Consider the following 19,999-nt stretch of genomic DNA (forward strand, 5'->3'; position numbering starts at 1 on the left):
TATGGTTATAAGTGACTTTGTTGACGAATGCACAATCAGTAAGGCTGTCTGAATGATGTAATATTCAAAAATAAAAGGTTTTTTTTGCCAGCAAGGCAGGGAGATATGTCTATGAGTGCAAAATCAAATACAAAAAAAGATCATCACAAAGATCCTGTCTGCAATATGGTTGTATCAAGTGATTCCGAATTCCATACCCATCATAAAGACAAAGACTATTATTTTTGCAGTGCTGATTGCTTGAAAAAATTCAAAAAACATCCGGATAAATATCTGGATCAGCAGAACGTGGAAGGTCAAGAGGCACGCCGCGAGGAGAGCCTTTACACATGCCCCATGCATCCTGAAGTTCAGCAACCGGAACCTGGAAATTGCCCCAAATGCGGGATGGCTCTGGAGTCGATGAGCGCACCGGCGGCCTCGGCCCAAGCCGAGTACACATGCCCCATGCATCCCGAGGTAGTACAGGATCATCCGGGTAGCTGCCCCAAATGCGGGATGGCACTCGAACCAGTTGAAACATCCGTCGGCGATGAAAAGAATGAAGAACTCGTCTACATGACCCGACGATTCTGGGTGTGCTCCGCGCTCACTCTACCTGTGTTTTTCCTGGCCATGATAGCCGATATGGTCCCCGCCTGGCTGCCGGATTGGCTTTCAATGCAAGCGGTCCAATGGATCGAGTTCGCGCTTGCTACTCCTGTTGTGTTATGGGGTGGCTGGCCCTTTTTTGTGCGTGGCTGGCAATCTCTTTGGTCCTGGAACCTCAATATGTTTACGCTGATTGCGCTGGGTGTCTCTGTAGCCTGGGGGTATAGTGTTGTAGCCTTAGTGTTCCCACATCTTTTTCCGCCGGTCATGCAGCTGGAACATGGTTTGGTCGCTGTCTACTTTGAAGCAGCAGCCGTGATTACGACTCTGGTCCTTATGGGGCAAGTGCTCGAATTGCGCGCCCGCTCACGAACTAATACGGCCATTCAGAAGCTGCTTGGCCTTGCTCCGAATACAGCCCGCATCGTGAACGACGACGGAACCGAAGAAGATCTTCCGCTTGAGAAGGTAAAATCCGGCGATACCTTGCGGATCCGGCCGGGCGAGAAAATCCCGGTGGATGGTACGGTCATCGAAGGTGAAAGTAATGTCGATGAATCCATGGTGACCGGAGAACCGGTTTCGGTCCCAAAATCAAAAGATGACAAACTCATCGGCGCGACGGTGAATGGAACCGGCAGTTTGCTGATGCGGGCGGAAAAAGTCGGCTCCGATACTCTGCTGGCGCAAATCGTAAAAATGGTGGCTGATGCACAACGCACGCGAGCGCCCATTCAAAAATTGGCGGATATTGTCGCAAGTTACTTTGTCCCTGCGGTGGTCGGCGTGGCCGCGCTCGCTTTTATTGTCTGGTGGGTGTGGGGCCCGGAGCCGCGTCTGGCGCATGCTGTTGTGAATGCTGTTGCTGTGCTTATCATCGCCTGTCCGTGCGCATTGGGGCTTGCCACGCCAATTTCTATCATGGTGGGAACGGGGCGCGGCGCTCTGGCCGGAGTCTTGATTAAAAATGCCGAAGCACTGGAGATTATGGAAAAAATCGACACCCTGGTGGTGGATAAGACCGGCACGCTAACCGAAGGCAAGCCCAAGCTGGTTGCCGTGCAGGCGGAAACAGGATTTAGCGAAGATGAAATATTGCGCATGGCCGCCAGCCTCGAACGCGCCAGCGAACATCCTTTGGCAGAGGCTATTGTGCGTGGAGCGGAAGAAAAGGGAGTTGAGTTGGTCAAGGCCAACAGCTTTCAGTCGATTACCGGTAAAGGCGTCACCGGCGAAGTGGATGGGCACAAGGTAGCTGCCGGGAACATAAAATTATTGGAAGAGCAGGATATCAGTACGGGAGACGTATCTCAGAAAGCGGATAAACAACGCGTCAAGGGGATGACGGTCATGCTGATTGCTATTGACGGCCAGGTAGCAGGTTTAATCGGCGTCGCTGATCCCGTCAAAGCCGCAACAGGTGAAGCCATTCGCGATTTGCATGCCGAGGGTATTCGGATCGTCATGCTTACCGGTGACAGTAACGCCACTGCAAAAGCAGTTGCCGACCAACTGGGGATCGATCAGGTGCATGCTGAAGTTTCTCCTGAACAAAAAGCTGAAGTAATTAAAAAGCTCCAAGCAGAGGGCCGCATCGTCGCCATGGCTGGTGATGGTATTAACGATGCCCCGGCATTGGCGCAGGCCCATGTCGGTATTGCCATGGGCACAGGTACAGATGTGGCAATAGAAAGTGCTGGCATCACTTTAGTCAAAGGAGATTTGCGGGGAATTGTCAAAGCCAGACGGCTGAGTCGGGCCACCATGAGTAATATAAGGCAAAATTTATTCTTTGCGTTTATTTACAACGTAGCTGGCGTTCCGGTTGCGGCAGGAATATTGTATCCGTTCTTTGGAATACTGTTATCGCCAATGATTGCGGCTGCTGCAATGAGCTTCAGTTCGGTGTCCGTGATCACTAATTCACTCAGGCTTACACGCGTAAAGTTGTAACTAACGAACCATGATGCCAATATTTCAATCGGAACGGTTCAGGAATAAAAAAAGCTCCCGAAAGGGAGCTTAGAAGTGTCGAATGCAAGAAGTTTATATCTCGCCCATGGAGTAGCGCAATCTGAGTTCGTTCAGGATGGCGTTCTCGTAGTGCATTGATGGCGGTTCTTCGTGTTCCGCAGGCTCGAGATAACGGTCGAGCATCTGACTTTCTTCCCAGAAATCGAGCAACTCGTCGTTGCCGAGGATCTTGAGCTGGTCTTCCAGGGTGAAGGGATCCTCATTGGGAAGGAATCGTGCCATGAACTGCTCCTTGGGAGTGAGTGGTGAACGGTTGCGTACGCGTTGACCATTACGCACCCGTTTCAGACCTGTCCACCAAAATGTCCGGCCTTGGCAGACTGTTTTTGGCGGAGCTTTTGCCCTGCGTGCAAGTGCTTGACCTTGCCTCTCTTTTGGGCAACGTAAAATGACTTGGCGTGGGCTGGTGAAGCATCCGCCCGAACGTATTGGAGGCTCAAAGCCGCTCCTTACCGGGGGCGGCTTTTCCCCGTTCCTTTCAACTTCAGACCGGTCGAAACGTGATCATCCCCCAAGCCTTGCAGAAGCTCATCGACGGATCAGAGCGTCAAACCAGAATCTTCAAAAGCGGTCCCGCTTCGCAGATGTTTCTGGCTCAGGCGTTGATTGAAAAGGGCCACAATGTCGTGCTGGTGCTGCCGCCAAGCGCGGATCTGCCCTTGTACGACTCCCTGGCGCGCCTCTTTTCGCCTGCGGACAGAAACCTTTCCTTTTGGGAGCGGCGCTGGCTGCGTTTTCCCCATTATTCAGTGGAGGACCCACGTCGTTCCCCTTGGCCGGAACGCTGGCGGACCCTTTTTGCCCTGACGCAGAAAAAGCGGGGACGCGGGGTGCTCCTGCCGCTTGAGAACCTGATTCAGAAATGGCCGCACCCGGAACTCTTGCAGCGGGAGCATCTGAATCTGTCGGAAGGCGAGGAGATTTCCCAGGAGGATCTCCTGGAGACTCTGGTCAACTGGGGGTATGCACGCGTTTCCATGGTCACCGCCGTTGGCGAGACGTCCCTGCGCGGCGACATCATGGATATTTTTTGTCCCGGCTACGACCACCCGCTGCGACTGGAATTTTTCGGCGACACCCTGGAGCGCATCCGGCTTTTTGAACCCATGTCCCAGCGGTCTCGCGCCGAACTCAAATCCCTGACAATTCTGCCCGTGGCCGGATGCATAGGTGCCGACACATACAAGGAAGAAGCCCGGAGCATGTTCGACGGATGGTTGCGGCTGGGTGAGATTGCAAAGCCTGCTCGCGCGGGGCTTGAAAAGGAGCTGCTGCAGGTCCATCCGCATTTGCCGCCGAGCATGTACTACCCTCGGACCGTCGGCCTGGAGGCCTGGCTTCCCGAAGGGAGCGTCTTCATCATGGCCGAGGCCCAGGATTTGCGGACCAAGCTCGACGAGACAAGCTGGGCCTGGCAGAATTATTTTCGCGACGACGAGCGGCAGTGGCCCCGGCACGGCCTGATCCAGACTCCGGGCGACGTGCGCAAGACCTGGGAGGACAGTCGGCAGATTCTCTGCGAGAGTCTGGTCATGGGGGTGCGCGAAGAAGGGCTGGACCTGCCTGAAGAGGGGGTAAGTTCGTTCGAGGAACTTTTCTGGACCCCGGAAAGCCGCTCCCGGCCATGGCGGGCGCTGATGCAGGAACTTGCCGTCTGGCGCAGAACCTACGCCCAGACCATTTTTTGTTTCCATACCGAACAGTCCCGCAAAAAATTTCTGCAGCTCGCGGCCCAGGACGACCATGTGCTCAAAACCGAGTACGATGCCCAGGGCAAGGGAATCTTCGCCCTGGTCGGGTCTTTGGGACATGGCATGCGCCTGCCTTGGGCCGAAATCCAGATTCTGCCCGAGTCCGTGCTCCAGCCGGGGGCTCCCAAGGCGCAGCGTAGCGCAGGCAAGGCATTCAAGGGTCTCGATGCCTTTGACGAGCTTGAAAGCGGCGATCTTCTGGTTCATCGCGATTATGGCCTGTGCCGCTTTGGCGGCTTGCATCGCATCAAGTTCGGGGACGTCGCCAACGATTACCTGCTGCTGCAGTACGACGGTGAGGACCGGCTCTATCTGCCGGTGGACCGTCTGGGGCAGGTGCAGCGCTACAAGGGGCCCGACGGCGCGGCCCCGGCTCTGGACCGTCTGGGCAGCGCGGCCTGGAGCAAGGCCCGCGAGCGCACTCGCCAGTCCATCGCCAAGATCGCGCGCGACCTGGTCGAGATGTACGCATTCCGCAAGATCGCCAAAGGTTTTCAGTACAATCCCATCTCCGAGCTGTATTGGGAATTCGAGGCCAGTTTCGGCTTCGAGGAGACGCGCGATCAGGAAAAGGCCATCGCCGACGTTCTGGCCGACATGGAAAAGCCCGAGCCCATGGACCGGCTGGTCTGCGGCGACGTGGGCTTCGGCAAGACCGAGGTGGCCCTGCGCGCGGCTTTCAGAGCGGTCCTGGACGGCAAGCAGGTGGCTCTCTTGTGCCCGACCACCGTTCTGGCCGAACAGCATTTCCAGACTTTCCGGCAGCGCATGGAGCCGTTCTCCATCACCGTGGGGCTCCTGAGCCGCTTTGTGCCTGCCGCCGGACAAAAACGCACCCTTGAAGCCGCGCGCCGCGGCCAGGTGGACGTCCTCATCGGCACCCACCGCATGCTCTCCAAAGACGTGGAGTTCGCCAATCTGGCCCTCCTGATTCTCGACGAAGAGCAGCGGTTCGGCGTCAAGCACAAGGAGCGCATCAAGAAAATGCGTTCGACCATCGATGTCCTGACCCTGACCGCCACGCCCATCCCGCGCACCTTGCAGCTCTCCCTGTCCGGGATCCGGGGCCTTAGCGTCATCGAGACCCCGCCGCGCGATCGCAAGCCGGTGGAGACCTCATTGCTGGAACGCGATCCGGCCCAGCTCAAGGTCATCCTGGAGCGCGAGCTGGCCCGGGGCGGCCAGGTTTTCTGGGTCTACAACCGGGTGCAGGGACTAGAGCGGGTGGTGGAGTTCGTGTCCTCCCTGGTTCCCGGTGCGCGGGTCGGCATGGGGCATGGCCAGATGAAGGCCCACGATCTGGAAGAAACCATGCACAAGTTCTGGCATGGCGAGCTCGACGTGCTGGTCTGCACGGCCATCATCGAGTCGGGCCTTGATTTTCCCCGCGCCAACACTCTCATCGTCGACCAGGCTCAGCTTTTCGGGCTCGGCCAGCTGTACCAGCTGCGCGGCCGGGTAGGGCGCTCCAGCGAGCAGGCCTACGCCTATTTCATCATCCCCGACCTGGACCGCCTGCAGGAAACCTCGCGCAAACGCCTGAAAATCATCCTCGACATGGACTACTTGGGCGCGGGCTTCAAGGTGGCCATGGAAGACCTGCGCCTGCGCGGAGCCGGCAACATCCTCGGCGAGGCCCAGTCCGGGACTATCGGCAAGGTCGGCCTCGACCTCTTTTTGGAAATGCTTGAGGAAGAGGTGACCAGATTGCGCGGCGGAAAGGTCGAAACGGAGATCGAGCCGGAGCTCAATCTCGGCTTCCAGGCCCTCATTCCCGAAGAGTACGTGGCCGACGGCAAGGAACGCCTGCATTATTACAAGGCCCTGTCCTCCTGTCACGACGAGGGGGCCATCGTCGAAATCGTGGACGACATGCGCGACCGCTTCGGCTCTCTGCCCGAGGCGCTGAAGACCTTTGTGGCCGTGCTCATGATCAAGATTGACGCACGCAGGCTGGGCGCGGTGCGGGTGGACCTGTTCGAGGACCGGGCGCTTATCCACTGGGACGAAACCCGGCATAATGTCGACCTCTCCAAGCTCATGGGTTGGGTGGGCGAAAATGCCGCCTGCGCCCGGATTTTGCCACCGGCCAAGCTGGAGCTGCGCCTGCCTGCCGCGGCCTCGCCGACCCATGCCATGCATGGGTTGAAAGACCAGCTGCTGGTGCTCAGAGAGCGGATCAAGCTGTGACGGACCTCGCCGGGAGCTTCCCAAGTTTGAACTGGACTCGGTCTGCGCTGAAGGGTAGTACCTTGTGCGCATTGTCAACTTCTTCGCAAGCTGCCAAGTGGTTTCCGGGATACCGGATTTGCCTGCTCCGGAATATTTCATGCGGGGCAAATGGTCTTGCGAGGTTCCTTAAAAAAAATGAGACCTGATTTATGAAAAAATTCGGTGTTCGTGCTGTTTTGACGTTTTCTCTTTTCTTTGTTCTCGCAGGCCTTGGACAGGCTGCGCAGTTGGTTGATCGCATCGTGGCCGTGGTCAACGGCGAGATCATCACTTTTCAGGACCTGCAGCAGCAGATCCGCCTGAGCGTGGGCCAGACCCCTGATCCTGCCACAGCCGAAAAAATCGCCCCGCAGGTGCTCGACGGCATGATCGACGACGTCATCCTGCGCCAGGAGGCCCAGCGGCTTAAAATCGAAGTCTCCGATTCCGAGGTGGATAACGAAATTCGCCAGTTCAAGGCCCGCCGCCGTTTGAGCGAAGAGGATTTCGAACGCACATTGCGTCTCCAGGGCCTGACCCCGGAACAATTCAAGGAACGCAGCCGTGAAGACATCACGAAGCACAAGATGCTCGGCTACATGGTGCGGCGCAAGGTCGTGGTCACCCAGGAAGAGATTGACGCGTACATGGAGCAGAACCGCTCTGAATTGACCACTGAGCGCATCGTGGATGTGCAGATGCTCGTGCTTGTGGATGAGGAACGCGCCAATTCCCTCTGGAAGTCCTTGAGCGAGGGGGAGGTCAGCCTGGAGGAGGCGGTGGAGCGTTATTCCATCGGTCCCAAGGCCGAAAATGGGGTCATGCGCGATGTGAGCTGGCGGGAATTGGCCGAGCCCTGGCGCGATGGCCTGCGGAATTTGAGCGCGGGCGAGCTGAGCAAACCTTTTCTGGTCCAGGACAAATGGGTTATCTTGAAGCTGCTGGACCGTCGGGACGGCGTGCGTCAGGAAGATGCCGCCGTGGAAGAAGAGGTGCGGGAAGCGATCATGCGTCCCAAACTCGAAGAGCGCTTCAAGGAATACATGAATGGATTGCGCAGCAAGGCCATCATCCAGAAGAAGCTTTAATTCTGCGTTTCGACAAACCATCCATGGAGTTTCCAGCATATGGATTTGATTGAGATCGGAACCGCGTTGCGCGAAGGCCGCGAACAGAAGGGGCTGACAGTCGAGGCGGTCGAAGAGAAGACCAAGATAGCCCCTTCCGTCATTATCGCGCTGGAAGAAGGCAACAGCGCACGATTTCCTCATGCAGTCTATGCCAGGGGGTTCGTACGGAGCTATGCCATGCTGCTGGGCCTGGATGCGCAGGAGTTGTGCGCTCATTTCAGCCGTGAATATCCTGTGCCCAAGGATACCGACCAGCCGGATTCCCATGCGCCCCAGATTCACGTCAAAATGCACGATTCAGGCAATGTCGTGGTCACCGTGCGCATTGTCGCGATTCTCGGCATTCTGATCCTCGGAGCCCTCGGCTGGTATGTTTTCGATCATTATCGTTCACGGGCCTCCGAGGCACCCGCCCCGGTGGGAGAGCAGACGGCGCCTCCCGCCCCCCCCGCGGAAGTCCTGCCGTCCGGATCTCTGCCTGCTCCATTGACCCAGATGCAGGAAGTGGCGGCCACGCCGGCAGAACAGCCCGCAGCGAACATGACCGCGAGCAACGCCTCTGAAGAAGCGCTGAACGCGACAGCGGGAGTTTCGTCTTTTGCCGCGACAGAGGCCGTCCCGGGACAGGACCCGGTCGCCGCGCCGGAACCGGTCGTCGCAGCGGAACCGGCCGCCCAGACGGAAACGGTCACTGCATCCGCGGCATCCGCCGGGGAGCGTACTATGCGCATCGTGGCCCATTCCGCGAGTTGGCTGCAGGCACGGCCGGACGACAGGATTCTGGATTATTTTTTGCGCAAGGGCGAAACGACCACCATCACCTTCAGCGAGTCCCTGAGCATCAAGTTCGGCAATGCGGGCGGGGTCAAGCTTGAACTCGACGGCCAGCCCTATCCTTTCGAGGGAACACTCGGCGAGGTCAAGACCCTGGTCGTGGAGTAGGCGCGGCAGGCGCGGGTCCGGGGATGCCACATGGAATTTTCTGAGAAGGTCCTGGTGCTGCGGGTGGGCACTTTTCGAGAAGCGGACTGCTGGGTCCGTTTTTTTTCTCCCACTCACGGCCTCCTGACCGCTTTCGCCTTTGGAGGACGCCGTAGTCGCAAGCGTTTCTGCGGTTGTCTGGACCAGCTCAGTCTGGTCCATTTTCGTGTCAGCCAGGGGAGGCAAGAGTATTTGTGCCTGCAGGAAGGCACGCTCATCAACGGCTTCGGGGAGCTGAAACGCGATCTCAAAAAGCTCGGCATGGTCAGCAACTGCGTACGTTTTTTCGAATCCCTGCCATTCACTCCCGACGGGTACGCCCCTGCCCACGAGCTGCTGCTGGAGACTCTGGAGGCCCTGGACGAGGAGCGGCCGGGGTCATGGTTCATCCCGCTCATGTTCCGCGCCAAGATGGCCTTCTCCCAGGGCTACCAGCCGGATCTGCAGCGGTGCCGGCAGTGCGGCGGGCCTCTTGACGCCCATCACCGTGCCGTGTTCGCCGTGCAGGAGGGCGGGCTTTACTGCCTGCGCTGCCCTTCCGGCGGCGGAGCCAAAATTTCCACTTCCCGCGAAACCCTGAGCCTGCTTTTTCGCCTTGCCCGCTCCGGCCCCAAGGAATGGGCGGACTGGGTGCCTTCGGCCCGGGTGCGGGAGGAATGCGTCCATCTGGTGGACGCCTTTGTTCAATGTCATCTTGGCCTGACCTGCGAAGGCAACCGCTTCGTGCGGAGCTGAGCGGAATGGATCCCTTTTAAGGAGCTGTGCATGAATTTTCAGGACGTGATTACCAACCTGCAGCGTTTCTGGGCCGATCAGGGCTGTGTGCTGCAGTTTCCATACGACATGGAAGTCGGGGCGGGAACGTTCAACCCGTCCACTTTTCTGCGGGTGCTGGGGCCAGAGCCGTGGAAGGTGGCCTATCCCGAATCCACCCGCAGGCCCACGGACGGCCGCTACGGCGAAAATCCGAACCGTCTGCAGCACTATTTCCAGTTTCAGGTCATTCTGAAACCGTCCCCGGCCAATGTCCTGGAACTGTACCTGGACAGCCTCGGCGTTCTTGGCATCGACAAGCATGTCCACGACATCCGCTTTGTCGAGGACGACTGGGAGAGCCCGACGCTTGGCGCCTGGGGCCTGGGCTGGGAAGTGTGGCTGAACGGCATGGAAGTCACGCAGTTCACCTATTTCCAGCAGGTCGGCGGCATCAATCTGGAGCCCATCAGCTGCGAGATCACCTACGGTGTGGAGCGGCTGTGCATGTACCTGCAGGAAAAGGAGTCGGTCTACGACCTGGCCTGGAACGACCATGTGACCTACGGACAGGTCTATCACCAGGCCGAGGTGGAGCATTCCAAGTACAATTTCGACCACTCCGACCAGGACATGCTGCTGGGGTTCTTCAACTCCTGCGAGGCCGAGAGCGCGAAGCTGTGCGAAGCCGGCCTGCCTTGGCCCGCCTATGATTTCTGTCTGAAATGCTCCCACACCTTCAACCTGCTGGATGCGCGCGGCGCGATCTCCATCACGGAGCGGGCCAAGTACATTGCGCGGGTGCGGGCCCTGGCGTCGAACGTGGCCAGGCTTTACGTGGAGCAGCGCGAGGCGATGGGGCATCCGCTCCTGAAATCCTAACCGTCCCCCCTTTTTTCGGGGTTTTAGATAGGGAGTTTTTATGAGGCATTTTGTTCTTGAAATCGGCGTGGAGGAAATGCCGGCGCGTTTCCTGCCCCTGCTGGACCGCGAGCTGGCGGATCGTTTTTCAGCCCTGCTTTCCGAAGCGGGCCTTGCGTATGGCCGTGTCGCCACGGCCTCCACCCCTCGGCGGTTGGTGGTGGACATTACCGGCCTGTCCGCTGTGCAAAAGACCGAGGAGATCGTCGTGTCCGGGCCCCCGGCGCGTATCGCCTTCGATGCGGACGGCAATCCGACCAAGGCGGGCCTGGGCTTCGCCAAGTCCCAGAACGTTGAGTTCGATCAGATCTACGTCGAGAAGACGGACAAGGGCGAGTATCTGGCCCTCAAGAAAACCGTGGGCGGGCGCACGGCCGGTGAGATTCTGGCTGAAACCTGCATGGCGATCCTGCCGAACCTCACTTTTCCCAAGAAAATGCAGTGGATGGGCAAGGAATGCACTTTCGGGCGCCCGGTGCGCTGGATTCTGGCCATGCTTGACGACCAGATCGTGCCCTTCGCCTTTGCCGGACTGACCGCGTCCAACCAGACCCGTGGTCACCGGGTCATGGGTCCCGGTCCGTTCACTGTGCCCCATGCCGACGAATATGCCCGGATTTTGAACGATCAGGGCAAGGTCATTCTGCATGCGGCCGACCGCAAGCAGGCGATCAGGGCCGAAGGCGACCGACTGGCGGCCGAGATGGGCGGCAGCGTGGAGTGGCTTGAATCCCTGCTCGATCAGGTCGCCAATCTGGTTGAAACCCCACGCGCCATGCTTGGCGGATTCCATGAGAAGTTTCTGGAACTGCCCGCCGAAGTGCTGCTGACCAGCATGGAGACGCATCAGAAGAGCTTTGGCCTGCGCGGCGCGGACGGAAAGCTGTTGCCGTACTTCCTGACCGCCGCCAATATCGAGTCCCGCGAACCGGCTTTGGTGCGCAAGGGCTGGGAGAGGGTGCTGCGCGCCCGCCTGGAGGACGCCCGCTTTTTCTGGGAGGCCGACTGCGCCGCGACCTTCGATCATTGGCTGGACAAGCTGGACAAGGTCATTTTCATCGGTCCGCTTGGCACCATGGGCGACAAGACGCGCAGGCTGGAAAAGCTGGCCGCCTTCATCGCCTCCCGTGTCGCGCCGGAACTTGGCGAGTCCATGAGGCGCGCCGGGCGGCTTTCCAAGGCCGATCTGGTTTCGGAGATGGTCTACGAGTTCGACGACCTGCAGGGCAAGATGGGCGGCATTTACGCCCGGCGCCAGGGCGAGAGCCAGACAGTGGCCGAGGCTCTCTATGAGCAGTACCTGCCCGCCGGACAGGATTCGCCCCTGCCTTCGAGCAAGGCCGGAGCCATCTTGTCCCTGGCCGACAAACTCGACAACCTGGCGGGCTGTTTCGGCCTCGGCATGATGCCCACGGGCGCGGCCGATCCCTACGCCTTGCGCCGCAACGCCCTTGGCGTGTGCCGCATCATTCTGGAAATGGGACTGCAGGTCGACATCGAGGTTCTGCTGCGCGAGGCGCAGAAAGGCTATGCGGGCGTGACCTGGAAGTTCGGCGAGGACGAAGCCCTGGAAAAACTCATGGATTTCTTCGGGCAGCGTCTGCGCGCCTACTGGAACGGGCAGGGCATCCCGACCCTGGTCATCGAGGCGGCCATGGCTCCCGGTTTCACGGACATTCATGACACCTGGCTGCGGGTTCGCGCCCTGGCGGAGTTCAGCCGCGAGGATGATTTCGAGGCTTCGGTTCTGACCTTCAAGCGTGCGGCCAACATTATCCGCAAGCAGGCCGATCAGGATCTTTCGGGCGCAGTGCGCGAAGATCTTCTTGAGGTCGATGCGGAAAAATCGTTTTGGGCCACCTTGCAGGGGATCGAGCCTGTCTGGGCGGAACTGGCGGCCACGGCCGACTATGCGCAGATGCTGTCCCGTCTGCGGGTGCTGCGTCCGGCCGTTGACGGATTCTTCGACGGGGTCATGGTCATGTGCGACGACCTTGCGTTGCGCACAAATCGCTTGAATTTGCTGTATCGATTGGTCAACACCCTGGGGCGTGTTGCCGATTTTGGTAAATTTCAGGTCTAGACCGTCTCAAGGCTTGACAGCGCTAGGCCGCTTCGGCTAATGACGCCGGATTGCAGAGGCATCTTGATGCTGATAGAAACACGCGTTTAATTTGAGAAGGAGTTATATTTTGGCTAATCACAAGTCTGCCCTGAAGAGACACCGCCAGAGCCTGAAGGCTCGCGAGCGCAACAGAATGATGAAGACCCGGGTGAAGAACGCCACAAAGGCCTTGCACGCCGCCATCGCGTCCAACGATAACGAAGCCGTCGCAAACGCCCTGAAGAACGTCACCTCCATTCTGGACAAGGCCGCGAGCAAGAAGATTGTTCACTGGCGCACCGCAGCCAGAAAGATTTCCAGGCTCTCCGTGGCCTCGAACAAAATCTAGTCCCTCTACGCCTTCACTTGAGTCAAAAAAGCCCGTCATGATGCTGCATGATGGGCTTTTGTATTTCTGGGGGAATAGGTCTTCTAGGATCCATGAGACCCATGAAACCTATGAAAAGCCCAAGAATTGACACTGCTGTGCGATCGGGTTATCGATTATCGTTCAACAGCCCTTTTCTTTGTTTTTTCTTCAAAATTTCCGGAGGTTTCCATGAACGCGGCAAAATGTGTCGTTGCTCTTGTCGCCTATCTGCTGACTTGCGTGCCGGCTTTTGCGGCCGATGCCATCAAGATCGGCGCCATTCTTTCCGTGACCGGCCCGGCGTCCTTCCTGGGAGAACCCGAGAAAAACACGCTGATCATGCTTCAGGATCAGCTTAACGCCGCCGGCGGCGTGAACGGGCAGCAGGTCGAGGTCATTGTCTACGACGATGAATCCGACGTGAACAAATGCGTCATGGCCGCCAAGAAGCTCCTTGATCAGGACCAGGTTGCCGTGGTCATCGGACCCAGCATTTCCGGCAACACCCTGGCCATCTCCAAGTTCTTTTCCTCCGCCGAGGTGCCGCTTGTTTCCTGCGCCGCCGCCGAGAAGATCGTGCGTCCCGTAGACCCCTGGGTGTTCAATACGCCGCAGCTGGATCGCCACGCCGTGACCAAGATTCTTCTGGACGCGAGGGCCAAGGGGTTTTCACGGCTCGCCATCCTGACCGTATCCGACGGCTACGGCCAGGCCGGACGCGGCGTGCTGAAGGAGCTCATCCCGGCTCAAGGGTTCGAGCTTGCGGCCGATGAGGTCTACGGACCCAAGGATACGGACATGACCGCGCAGTTGACCAAGATCAAGGGCGCCGGCGCGGACGCCATCATCTGCTGGGGCACAAATCCCGGCCCGGCGGTGGTCGCTCGCAACCGTGTGCAGCTCGGTCTGGGCATACCTCTGTACATGAGCCACGGGGTGGCTTCGAACAAGTTCATCGAGCTCGCCGGAGATGCCGCCGAAGGGCTGGTGCTGCCCGCCGGCAGGCTGGTGGCCGTGGACCAGGTGCCGGCCGATCATCCCCAGAAGGCGGTGCTGGAAGCGTATGTTGCGGGTTACACCAAAACCTACGGCACCCAGATTTCCTCTTTCGGCGGCTATGCCCACGATGCCTTCGCTCTGGTCATGGAAGCCATTGCCAAGGGTGGGTCCGCAAAATCCGCCGATATCCGCGACAATCTGGAAAAGATTTCAGGCTTTGCGGGCACCTCGGGCGTTTACACTTATTCTCCCGAGAATCATAACGGCCTCGACGAGTCCGCTTTTATTATGGTCACTATCGAAAATGGCGGCTGGAAGGTCGCGAACTAAAACGCATAAATGATCAAAAAGCCGGTGGGATTCAGGTCCGCCGGCTTTTTTCATGTGAGAAAATGGATCCATCCAGTCTGCTGCAATATCTGATCACGGGACTCACGCTGGGCAGCACCTACGGGCTGACCGCCCTGGGGTTCACCATCATCTTCAATACCACTGGCGTGATCAATTTCGCCCAGGGTGAATTTGTCATGCTCGGCGGGATGATGAGCGTCTACTTCATGCACTCGCTGGGCTTTGGCGAGCCTGCGGCCGTGGTGCTGGCCGTCCTTGGTGCGACTATGGTCGGCGCCCTGGTGGAACGGCTGGCCATCCGTCCCGTGCGGGACTGTCCGGCCATCAATCTGATCATCATCACCATCGGTGTCTCCATCCTTATCAGAGGCCTGGCCATGCTGCTGTGGGGCAAGGACACGCATGTCCTGGAACCCTTCTCCGGCAATCAGCCGATCATGTTCCTGGGCGCGGCCATCATGCCGCAGGCCATCTGGGTCCTGACCATTAGCCTTTTTCTGCTCGGGGCCTTGAAGCTGTTTTTCTCCGGCACCATTCACGGCAAGGCCATGCTGGCCTGTTCGTATGATACCAAGGCCGCTTCACTGGTCGGCATCGGCGTGCAGCGCATGGTCCTTTTTTCCTTCATGATCTCCGCCCTGGTCGGAGCGGTGGGCGGCGTGATCCTGGCCCCCATCACCATGACCTCCTACGATGTCGGCATCATGCTTGGACTCAAAGGTTTCGCGGCCTGCATCCTGGGCGGGCTCGGCAACCCGTTCGGGGCGGCGGCAGGAGGCGTGATCCTTGGCGTGCTGGAATCCCTTGGCGCGGGGTTTGTCTCTTCGGCCTATAAGGACGCACTGGCCTTCGTCATTCTGCTGATCCTTCTTTTCGTCAAACCCTCCGGGCTGTTCGGCCTCAAAGACTCCAAAAGGGTGTGAAGTGTCATATCGTAAGGACATGATCTGGCTGGCGGCCTTTTTCGGAGTGCTCATGCTGGCTCCGACGCTGCTGCCCAACAACTACTACCTGACCATCCTCATCCTGGGCTGTCTGCACGCCATGAACGCCGTGGGGCTGTGCCTGCTGGTCGGGCATGCCGGACAGATATCCCTGGGACATGCCGGGTTCTACGGGCTTGGCGCATACACGACTTCCTATCTGAGCACCACTGTGGGGCTTTCGGTAGGCCTGTCCATGCTGGCGGGTGTGGGCCTGACCGCGATCGTCGCCGTTCTGGTCGGCCTGCCTTCGCTCAAGCTCAAAGGGCATTATCTGGCCATGGCCACGCTGGGATTCGGCATCATCCTGTCCATTCTCTTCACCGAAACCGTGGACATCACCGGGGGCCCGTCGGGGTTCGTGGGCATTCCGCGTTTGTCCCTCTTCGGCTGGGAGCTGCGCAAGGACGTGACGCTTTTTCGCCTCGTGGCCGTGATCCTGTGCCTTTTCGTCTGGCTGTCCTTCAACCTGCTGCACAGCCGTGTCGGCCGGGCGCTCCGCGCCCTGCACACCTCCGAGCGGGCAGCCGAGGCCATGGGCGTGGACATCGCCAACTACAAGCTTTTGGTCTTTGTGCTGTCCGCCGCTTTTTCGGGCTTCGCCGGAGTCCTCTACGCCCATTACCTGACCTTTATCGCGCCGTCGTCTTTTGGCTTCATGTTCTCGGTGGAGCTTATCGTCATGGTGGTGCTGGGCGGCATGATCAGCGTGCCGGGGGCCATCGTCGGGGCTTTTTTCATCACCGTGCTGCCGGAATTTCTGCGCGCTTTTGAAAACATCGAGGTTTTGCTCTTCGGGGCCATTCTGGTGCTGTGCATGATGTTTTTGCCCGACGGCATGGCCGGGGGCTGGAACAGGCTGTGGGCCTGGGGCAAGGCACGGCTTTCAGGGGCTGTTCATGGATAGCGTGATTCTCGGCTGCAGCGGCGTCGCTGTGCGTTTCGGCGGGGTGCAGGCCCTGGCCGACATCCATTTCGAGGCCGTGCAAGGACAGATCACGGCCATCATCGGTCCCAACGGAGCGGGCAAGACCACGCTCCTGAACGTCATCTCGGGCATGGTCACGCAGAGCCATGGAACCCTGACCTTCGAAGGCCGCGACATCACGGTCCTGCCGGCGCACAAGCGGGCCTGGGGCGGGATGGTGCGCACCTTCCAGAATCTGGAGATTTTCTCCAACATGACTGTGCTTGAAAATGTGACCATGGGTTGCCACGGGCGATTGTCCCTTCCGGCCTGGCACAGCCTCCTGCGCACACCGAAATCCAGGCGCCTGGAGAATGAGGTCCGCCGCGAAGCCTTTGAAGCGCTTGAATTCGTGGGCATGGCCGATCTGGCCCAGGCCACGGCCAAGGATCTGGCCTTCGGCAAACAGCGCTTGCTCGAACTGGCGCGGGCCCTGGCCGCACGGCCCAAGCTCCTGCTCCTGGACGAGCCTGCGGCCGGGCTCAACATCGCCGAAACCCAGCTTCTGGCCGACCTGATCCTGCGCATCCGCGACACCTACAATTTGTCCGTCATTCTGGTCGAGCACGACATGGAACTGGTCATGCGCATCAGCGACGCCATTCTGGTGCTGTGCTTCGGGCAGACCATCAGCCGAGGCACTCCGGCGCAGGTCCAGAAAGACCCCAAGGTCATCGCCGCGTACCTGGGTGGGGACGAGGACTGATCATGCAGCCCACCCTTCTTTCACTCAAGAATATGGACGTTTTTTACGGCCGCATCCATGCCGTGCGCCGAGCCACCCTACACGTGCGCCAAGGCGAGATCGTGGCGCTCATCGGCGGCAACGGCGCGGGCAAGACCACCATGCTCTGCACCATCTCCGGTCTGATTCGGCCCGGGCAGGGCAGCATTCTTTTCGGGGACACGGATCTGGTGCATCGCAGTCCGGAGCAGATCGTGCGTGCCGGGATCTCCCATGTGCCCGAGGGGCGGCTGGTTTTTAGTCCCTTGTCCGTGGAAGACAACCTGCGCCTCGGGGCCTACACTCGATCCCGGTTTCGGCAGCGGGCAAGCATCGCCGAGGATCTGGAGATTATGTTCGCCATGTTTCCGGTGCTACGCGAACGCCGCACCCAGGCAGCAGGGACATTGTCCGGCGGGGAACAGCAGATGCTGGCCATCGGCCGGGCGCTGATGGCCAGACCCCGGCTTCTCCTGCTGGACGAGCCGGGCATGGGGCTTGCCCCACTGGTGGTCAAGGATATTTTCCGGCATATCGTGGAGTTGCGGGATCGCCTTGGGCTGACCGTGCTCCTGGTGGAACAGAATGCCCGCAGCGCGCTCAAAATCGCCGACCGGGGCTATGTGCTGGAAAACGGGCGGGTCATCCTGCAGGGCACGGCCGACGAACTGCTGGCCAACCGTGATGTGCAACGGGCGTATCTTGGTCGGGAACTGGAAGAATAGGGGGAGGCAAGATGTACTGGCAGAGCGAATATGAATGCATGGAGCGTGGGGAGCTGGAACTCTTGCAGCTGGAGCGGTTGCAGGCCACCCTGAACCGCGTGGCCCGCAATGTGCCGCTGTATCGCAAGCGTTTTGCGGAACTGGGCATCGACCCCTATGACGTGCAGTCTTTAGAGGACGTGAAACGCCTGCCTTTCACCACCAAGGACGATCTGCGCCAGAACTATCCGTACGGCCTTTTCGCCGTGCCCCTGCGCGATGTCGTGCGCATGCAGGCTTCCACCGGCACCACGGGCAAGCCTACGGTGGTGGGGTACACCTCCGGCGATGTGCGCCGCTGGTCCGAGCTGGCGGCCCGCATCCTCACGGCGGGCGGGGTGACCAAGGACGACGCCGTGCAGATCGCCTTCAACTACGGCCTTTTTACCGGCGCTTTCGGCGTGCATTCCGGCGCGGAACTCATCGGCGCGTCGGTCATTCCCAGTTCCGGAGGCGACCCGCGCCGCCAGATTTCCATCATGCAGGACTACCGCACCACGGCCCTTGTCTGCACCCCGAGCTACGCCCTGCATCTGGCCGACACTCTGGACGAGATGAACATCAACAAGACCGCGCTCAGTCTGCGCTTCGGCCTGTTCGGCTCCGAACCCTGGACCGAGGAGACGCGCCAGGAGATCGAGACCCGGCTCGGCATCCAGGCCACGGACAATTACGGCCTGAGCGAAATCACGGGCGTGGCCGGGGAATGCCTGGAACGGGCCGGTCTGCACATCAACGAGGACCATTTCCTGGCCGAGATCGTGGACCCGCAGACCGGAGAGGTCTTGCCTGCCGGAGCCAAGGGCGAGCTGGTGCTGACCACCCTGACCAAGGAAGCCTTCCCCCTGATCCGGTTCCGCACCGGAGACCTGACCACGCTCACCGACGCCCCCTGCGCCTGCGGCCGGACGCTGAGGCGCATGACCCGTATTCCCGGCCGCAGCGACGACATGCTCATCATTCATGGCGTGAACGTTTTTCCGGCCCAGATCGAGGCGGTCATCTCCGGCACGGGACTGACCGATCCTCATTACCAGATCGTGCTGGACCGGGTCGGGCACATGGATCTGGCCACCATCATGCTCGAAGCCCCGGAATCCTTCTGCACGGACTCCATCAAGATATCCCAGCGCATCGTCGAAAACGTGCGTATCCGACTACAGACGGAGCTGGGTGTGGCTTTTGAGGTCCGGCTGGTGGAACCGAGGACCATCGAGAGAAACAACGGGAGCAGGATCGTGGATCGTCGCAAGATGTGACCGTATCGAAAATCTCACCGAAAACGCTTCCGGTCGGTCTGTAAGCCGTTCACGATTATGTCGATAAGTTAGAGTGGCTTAACTTTCTGTTTTTTTTAAGTATTTTTTGAATATTGTGAGGGACTCGTTCAGCAAAGGAGCATTTTGCTTCGTGAACCCCGGGGTGTTCTGAGCCCTTAAGAGCTTCTGGTAACGATATCGTACTGTTTAGGATTCGGATACTATGAAAAGTGACATCACCATCTTCGAAGAAGCGAAAATTCGACGTGTTTACGATGAAAAAACAGAAATCTGGTTCTTTTCAGTGGTAGACATTATCAGAGTGCTTACCGACAGCCCCGACCCTGGTGCTTACTGGCGGAAGATGAAGCAGCGTCTCAAAGCTGAAGGAAGTGAAACCGTGACAAATTGTCACGGGTTGAAACTGACAGCCGAAGACGGCAAGCAGCGGTTGACTGACGTGGCCGACGCAGAAACGCTTTTGCGTCTGGTTCAGTCCGTTCCCAGCCCAAAAGCGGAGCCGATAAAGTTATGGCTCGCCAAGATTGGCTATGAGCGCATGCAGGAAATGGCCGACCCGGAAATTGCCCTGAATCGTTCCCGCGATTTATGGCAAAAACATGGTCGGTCTGAAAAGTGGATTGAGCAGCGCATGCTCGGGCATGAAACGCGAAACAAGCTGACAGATTACTGGAAAGATCACGACATCAAGGACGGCCAAGAATATGCCATTCTGACGAATATTATTCACCAGGAGTGGTCTGATCTGAGCGTGAAACAGCATAAGACTCTGAAGAGGCTCAAGTCGCAAAATCTTCGTGATCACATGACTGAAGCCGAACTCATTTTCACCGCCCTTGCCGAACTCTCTACCCGTCAGATTGCGGAAAGCATGAACGCGACCGGCCTTGAAGAAAACAAGGTTGCAGGGAAGCATGGCGGCGGTATCGCGCGGCAAGCCAGAAAAGAACTGGAAGAAAAAACGGGGCGTAACGTCATCAGCAGCGAAAGCGGGCTTATGCCCGGTATTGAAGAATAGCCGGTTGAGATCCAGAAAGCGCACATTCCCAAGCCCGGCGCAGGCCTTTTCCAGTTCGGTTCGCCCT

General features: G+C 58.9%; 16 protein-coding genes. 15 read left to right on the top strand and 1 reads right to left on the bottom strand.

From position 1 onward, the window contains the following. The first annotated feature begins 111 nt into the window (after positions 1-111). The gene (locus DBAC_RS05035; protein ID WP_015773201.1) at positions 112-2,544 is read left to right on the top strand and encodes a heavy metal translocating P-type ATPase; all 2,433 of its coding nucleotides are present in this window, start codon (positions 112-114) and stop codon (positions 2,542-2,544) included. Positions 2,545-2,637: 93 nt separating this feature from the next. Here the strand turns inward: DBAC_RS05035 and DBAC_RS05040 are convergent, their stop codons facing one another. Then, a complete protein-coding gene (locus tag DBAC_RS05040) occupies positions 2,638-2,847 on the bottom strand; it encodes a hypothetical protein (protein WP_015773202.1) in 210 nt (69 codons plus the stop codon). Between the two features lie 278 nt (positions 2,848-3,125). On the opposite strand from DBAC_RS05040, the gene mfd reads away from it, so the two are divergent. From mfd to DBAC_RS05110, 14 genes are all read left to right on the top strand, one after another. Beyond that, on the top strand, positions 3,126-6,566 hold the full coding sequence (gene mfd / locus DBAC_RS05045; RefSeq protein WP_015773203.1) for a transcription-repair coupling factor: 3,441 nt from the start codon (positions 3,126-3,128) through the stop codon (positions 6,564-6,566). A 191-nt stretch (positions 6,567-6,757) separates the two neighbouring features. Beyond that, complete coding sequence (locus DBAC_RS05050) at positions 6,758-7,675, top strand: peptidylprolyl isomerase (RefSeq protein WP_015773204.1); 918 nt, start codon at positions 6,758-6,760, stop codon at positions 7,673-7,675. A gap of 39 nt (positions 7,676-7,714) precedes the next feature. After that, positions 7,715-8,659, top strand: coding sequence for a helix-turn-helix domain-containing protein (locus tag DBAC_RS05055; RefSeq protein ID WP_015773205.1), 945 nt, complete (start codon positions 7,715-7,717; stop codon positions 8,657-8,659). Positions 8,660-8,689: 30 nt separating this feature from the next. After that, on the top strand, positions 8,690-9,433 hold the full coding sequence (gene recO / locus DBAC_RS05060; RefSeq protein WP_015773206.1) for a DNA repair protein RecO: 744 nt from the start codon (positions 8,690-8,692) through the stop codon (positions 9,431-9,433). Positions 9,434-9,463: 30 nt separating this feature from the next. After that, positions 9,464-10,333, top strand: coding sequence for a glycine--tRNA ligase subunit alpha (gene glyQ, locus DBAC_RS05065; protein ID WP_015773207.1), 870 nt, complete (start codon positions 9,464-9,466; stop codon positions 10,331-10,333). 40 nt (positions 10,334-10,373) lie between these two features. Further along, the gene (glyS, locus tag DBAC_RS05070; protein WP_015773208.1) at positions 10,374-12,455 is read left to right on the top strand and encodes a glycine--tRNA ligase subunit beta; all 2,082 of its coding nucleotides are present in this window, start codon (positions 10,374-10,376) and stop codon (positions 12,453-12,455) included. 109 nt (positions 12,456-12,564) lie between these two features. Continuing rightward, positions 12,565-12,825, top strand: a complete 261-nt coding sequence (gene rpsT, locus DBAC_RS05075) for a 30S ribosomal protein S20 (protein ID WP_015773209.1) — start codon at positions 12,565-12,567, stop codon at positions 12,823-12,825. Between the two features lie 210 nt (positions 12,826-13,035). Next, positions 13,036-14,175, top strand: a complete 1,140-nt coding sequence (locus DBAC_RS05080; protein WP_015773210.1) for an ABC transporter substrate-binding protein — start codon at positions 13,036-13,038, stop codon at positions 14,173-14,175. A gap of 62 nt (positions 14,176-14,237) precedes the next feature. Further along, positions 14,238-15,119, top strand: coding sequence for a branched-chain amino acid ABC transporter permease (locus DBAC_RS05085; protein ID WP_015773211.1), 882 nt, complete (start codon positions 14,238-14,240; stop codon positions 15,117-15,119). Position 15,120: 1 nt separating this feature from the next. Then, positions 15,121-16,086: a branched-chain amino acid ABC transporter permease gene (locus DBAC_RS05090; RefSeq protein WP_015773212.1), complete on the top strand. Its 966-nt coding sequence runs from the start codon at positions 15,121-15,123 to the stop codon at positions 16,084-16,086. After that, positions 16,079-16,852, top strand: a complete 774-nt coding sequence (locus tag DBAC_RS05095) for an ABC transporter ATP-binding protein (protein ID WP_015773213.1) — start codon at positions 16,079-16,081, stop codon at positions 16,850-16,852. Before DBAC_RS05090 ends, DBAC_RS05095 begins: the two co-directional genes overlap by 8 nt. Positions 16,853-16,854: 2 nt before the next feature. Next, a complete protein-coding gene (locus DBAC_RS05100; protein ID WP_015773214.1) occupies positions 16,855-17,595 on the top strand; it encodes an ABC transporter ATP-binding protein in 741 nt (246 codons plus the stop codon). 11 nt (positions 17,596-17,606) lie between these two features. Continuing rightward, positions 17,607-18,893 (top strand): phenylacetate--CoA ligase family protein, encoded by a 1,287-nt coding sequence (locus DBAC_RS05105; RefSeq protein ID WP_015773215.1) that lies wholly within the window; start codon positions 17,607-17,609, stop codon positions 18,891-18,893. A gap of 223 nt (positions 18,894-19,116) precedes the next feature. Beyond that, the gene (locus tag DBAC_RS05110) at positions 19,117-19,932 is read left to right on the top strand and encodes a BRO-N domain-containing protein (RefSeq protein ID WP_015773216.1); all 816 of its coding nucleotides are present in this window, start codon (positions 19,117-19,119) and stop codon (positions 19,930-19,932) included. The last annotated feature ends 67 nt before the right edge of the window (positions 19,933-19,999 follow it).

Origin of the sequence: Desulfomicrobium baculatum DSM 4028, from assembly GCF_000023225.1 — a bacterium.
Lineage (GTDB): Bacteria > Desulfobacterota > Desulfovibrionia > Desulfovibrionales > Desulfomicrobiaceae > Desulfomicrobium > Desulfomicrobium baculatum.

What these genes read in the sequence shown, in the direction of transcription:
- DBAC_RS05035 (WP_015773201.1), top strand. Translation starts at nt 112, where the DNA reads ATGAGTGCAAAATCAAATACAAAAAAAGATCATCACAAAGATCCTGTC.
- DBAC_RS05040 (WP_015773202.1), bottom strand. Translation starts at nt 2,847, where the DNA reads ATGGCACGATTCCTTCCCAATGAGGATCCCTTCACCCTGGAAGACCAG.
- DBAC_RS05050 (WP_015773204.1), top strand. Translation starts at nt 6,758, where the DNA reads ATGAAAAAATTCGGTGTTCGTGCTGTTTTGACGTTTTCTCTTTTCTTT.
- DBAC_RS05055 (WP_015773205.1), top strand. Translation starts at nt 7,715, where the DNA reads ATGGATTTGATTGAGATCGGAACCGCGTTGCGCGAAGGCCGCGAACAG.
- recO (WP_015773206.1), top strand. Translation starts at nt 8,690, where the DNA reads ATGGAATTTTCTGAGAAGGTCCTGGTGCTGCGGGTGGGCACTTTTCGA.
- glyQ (WP_015773207.1), top strand. Translation starts at nt 9,464, where the DNA reads ATGAATTTTCAGGACGTGATTACCAACCTGCAGCGTTTCTGGGCCGAT.
- glyS (WP_015773208.1), top strand. Translation starts at nt 10,374, where the DNA reads ATGAGGCATTTTGTTCTTGAAATCGGCGTGGAGGAAATGCCGGCGCGT.
- DBAC_RS05080 (WP_015773210.1), top strand. Translation starts at nt 13,036, where the DNA reads ATGAACGCGGCAAAATGTGTCGTTGCTCTTGTCGCCTATCTGCTGACT.
- DBAC_RS05085 (WP_015773211.1), top strand. Translation starts at nt 14,238, where the DNA reads ATGGATCCATCCAGTCTGCTGCAATATCTGATCACGGGACTCACGCTG.
- DBAC_RS05095 (WP_015773213.1), top strand. Translation starts at nt 16,079, where the DNA reads ATGGATAGCGTGATTCTCGGCTGCAGCGGCGTCGCTGTGCGTTTCGGC.
- DBAC_RS05100 (WP_015773214.1), top strand. Translation starts at nt 16,855, where the DNA reads ATGCAGCCCACCCTTCTTTCACTCAAGAATATGGACGTTTTTTACGGC.
- DBAC_RS05105 (WP_015773215.1), top strand. Translation starts at nt 17,607, where the DNA reads ATGTACTGGCAGAGCGAATATGAATGCATGGAGCGTGGGGAGCTGGAA.
- DBAC_RS05110 (WP_015773216.1), top strand. Translation starts at nt 19,117, where the DNA reads ATGAAAAGTGACATCACCATCTTCGAAGAAGCGAAAATTCGACGTGTT.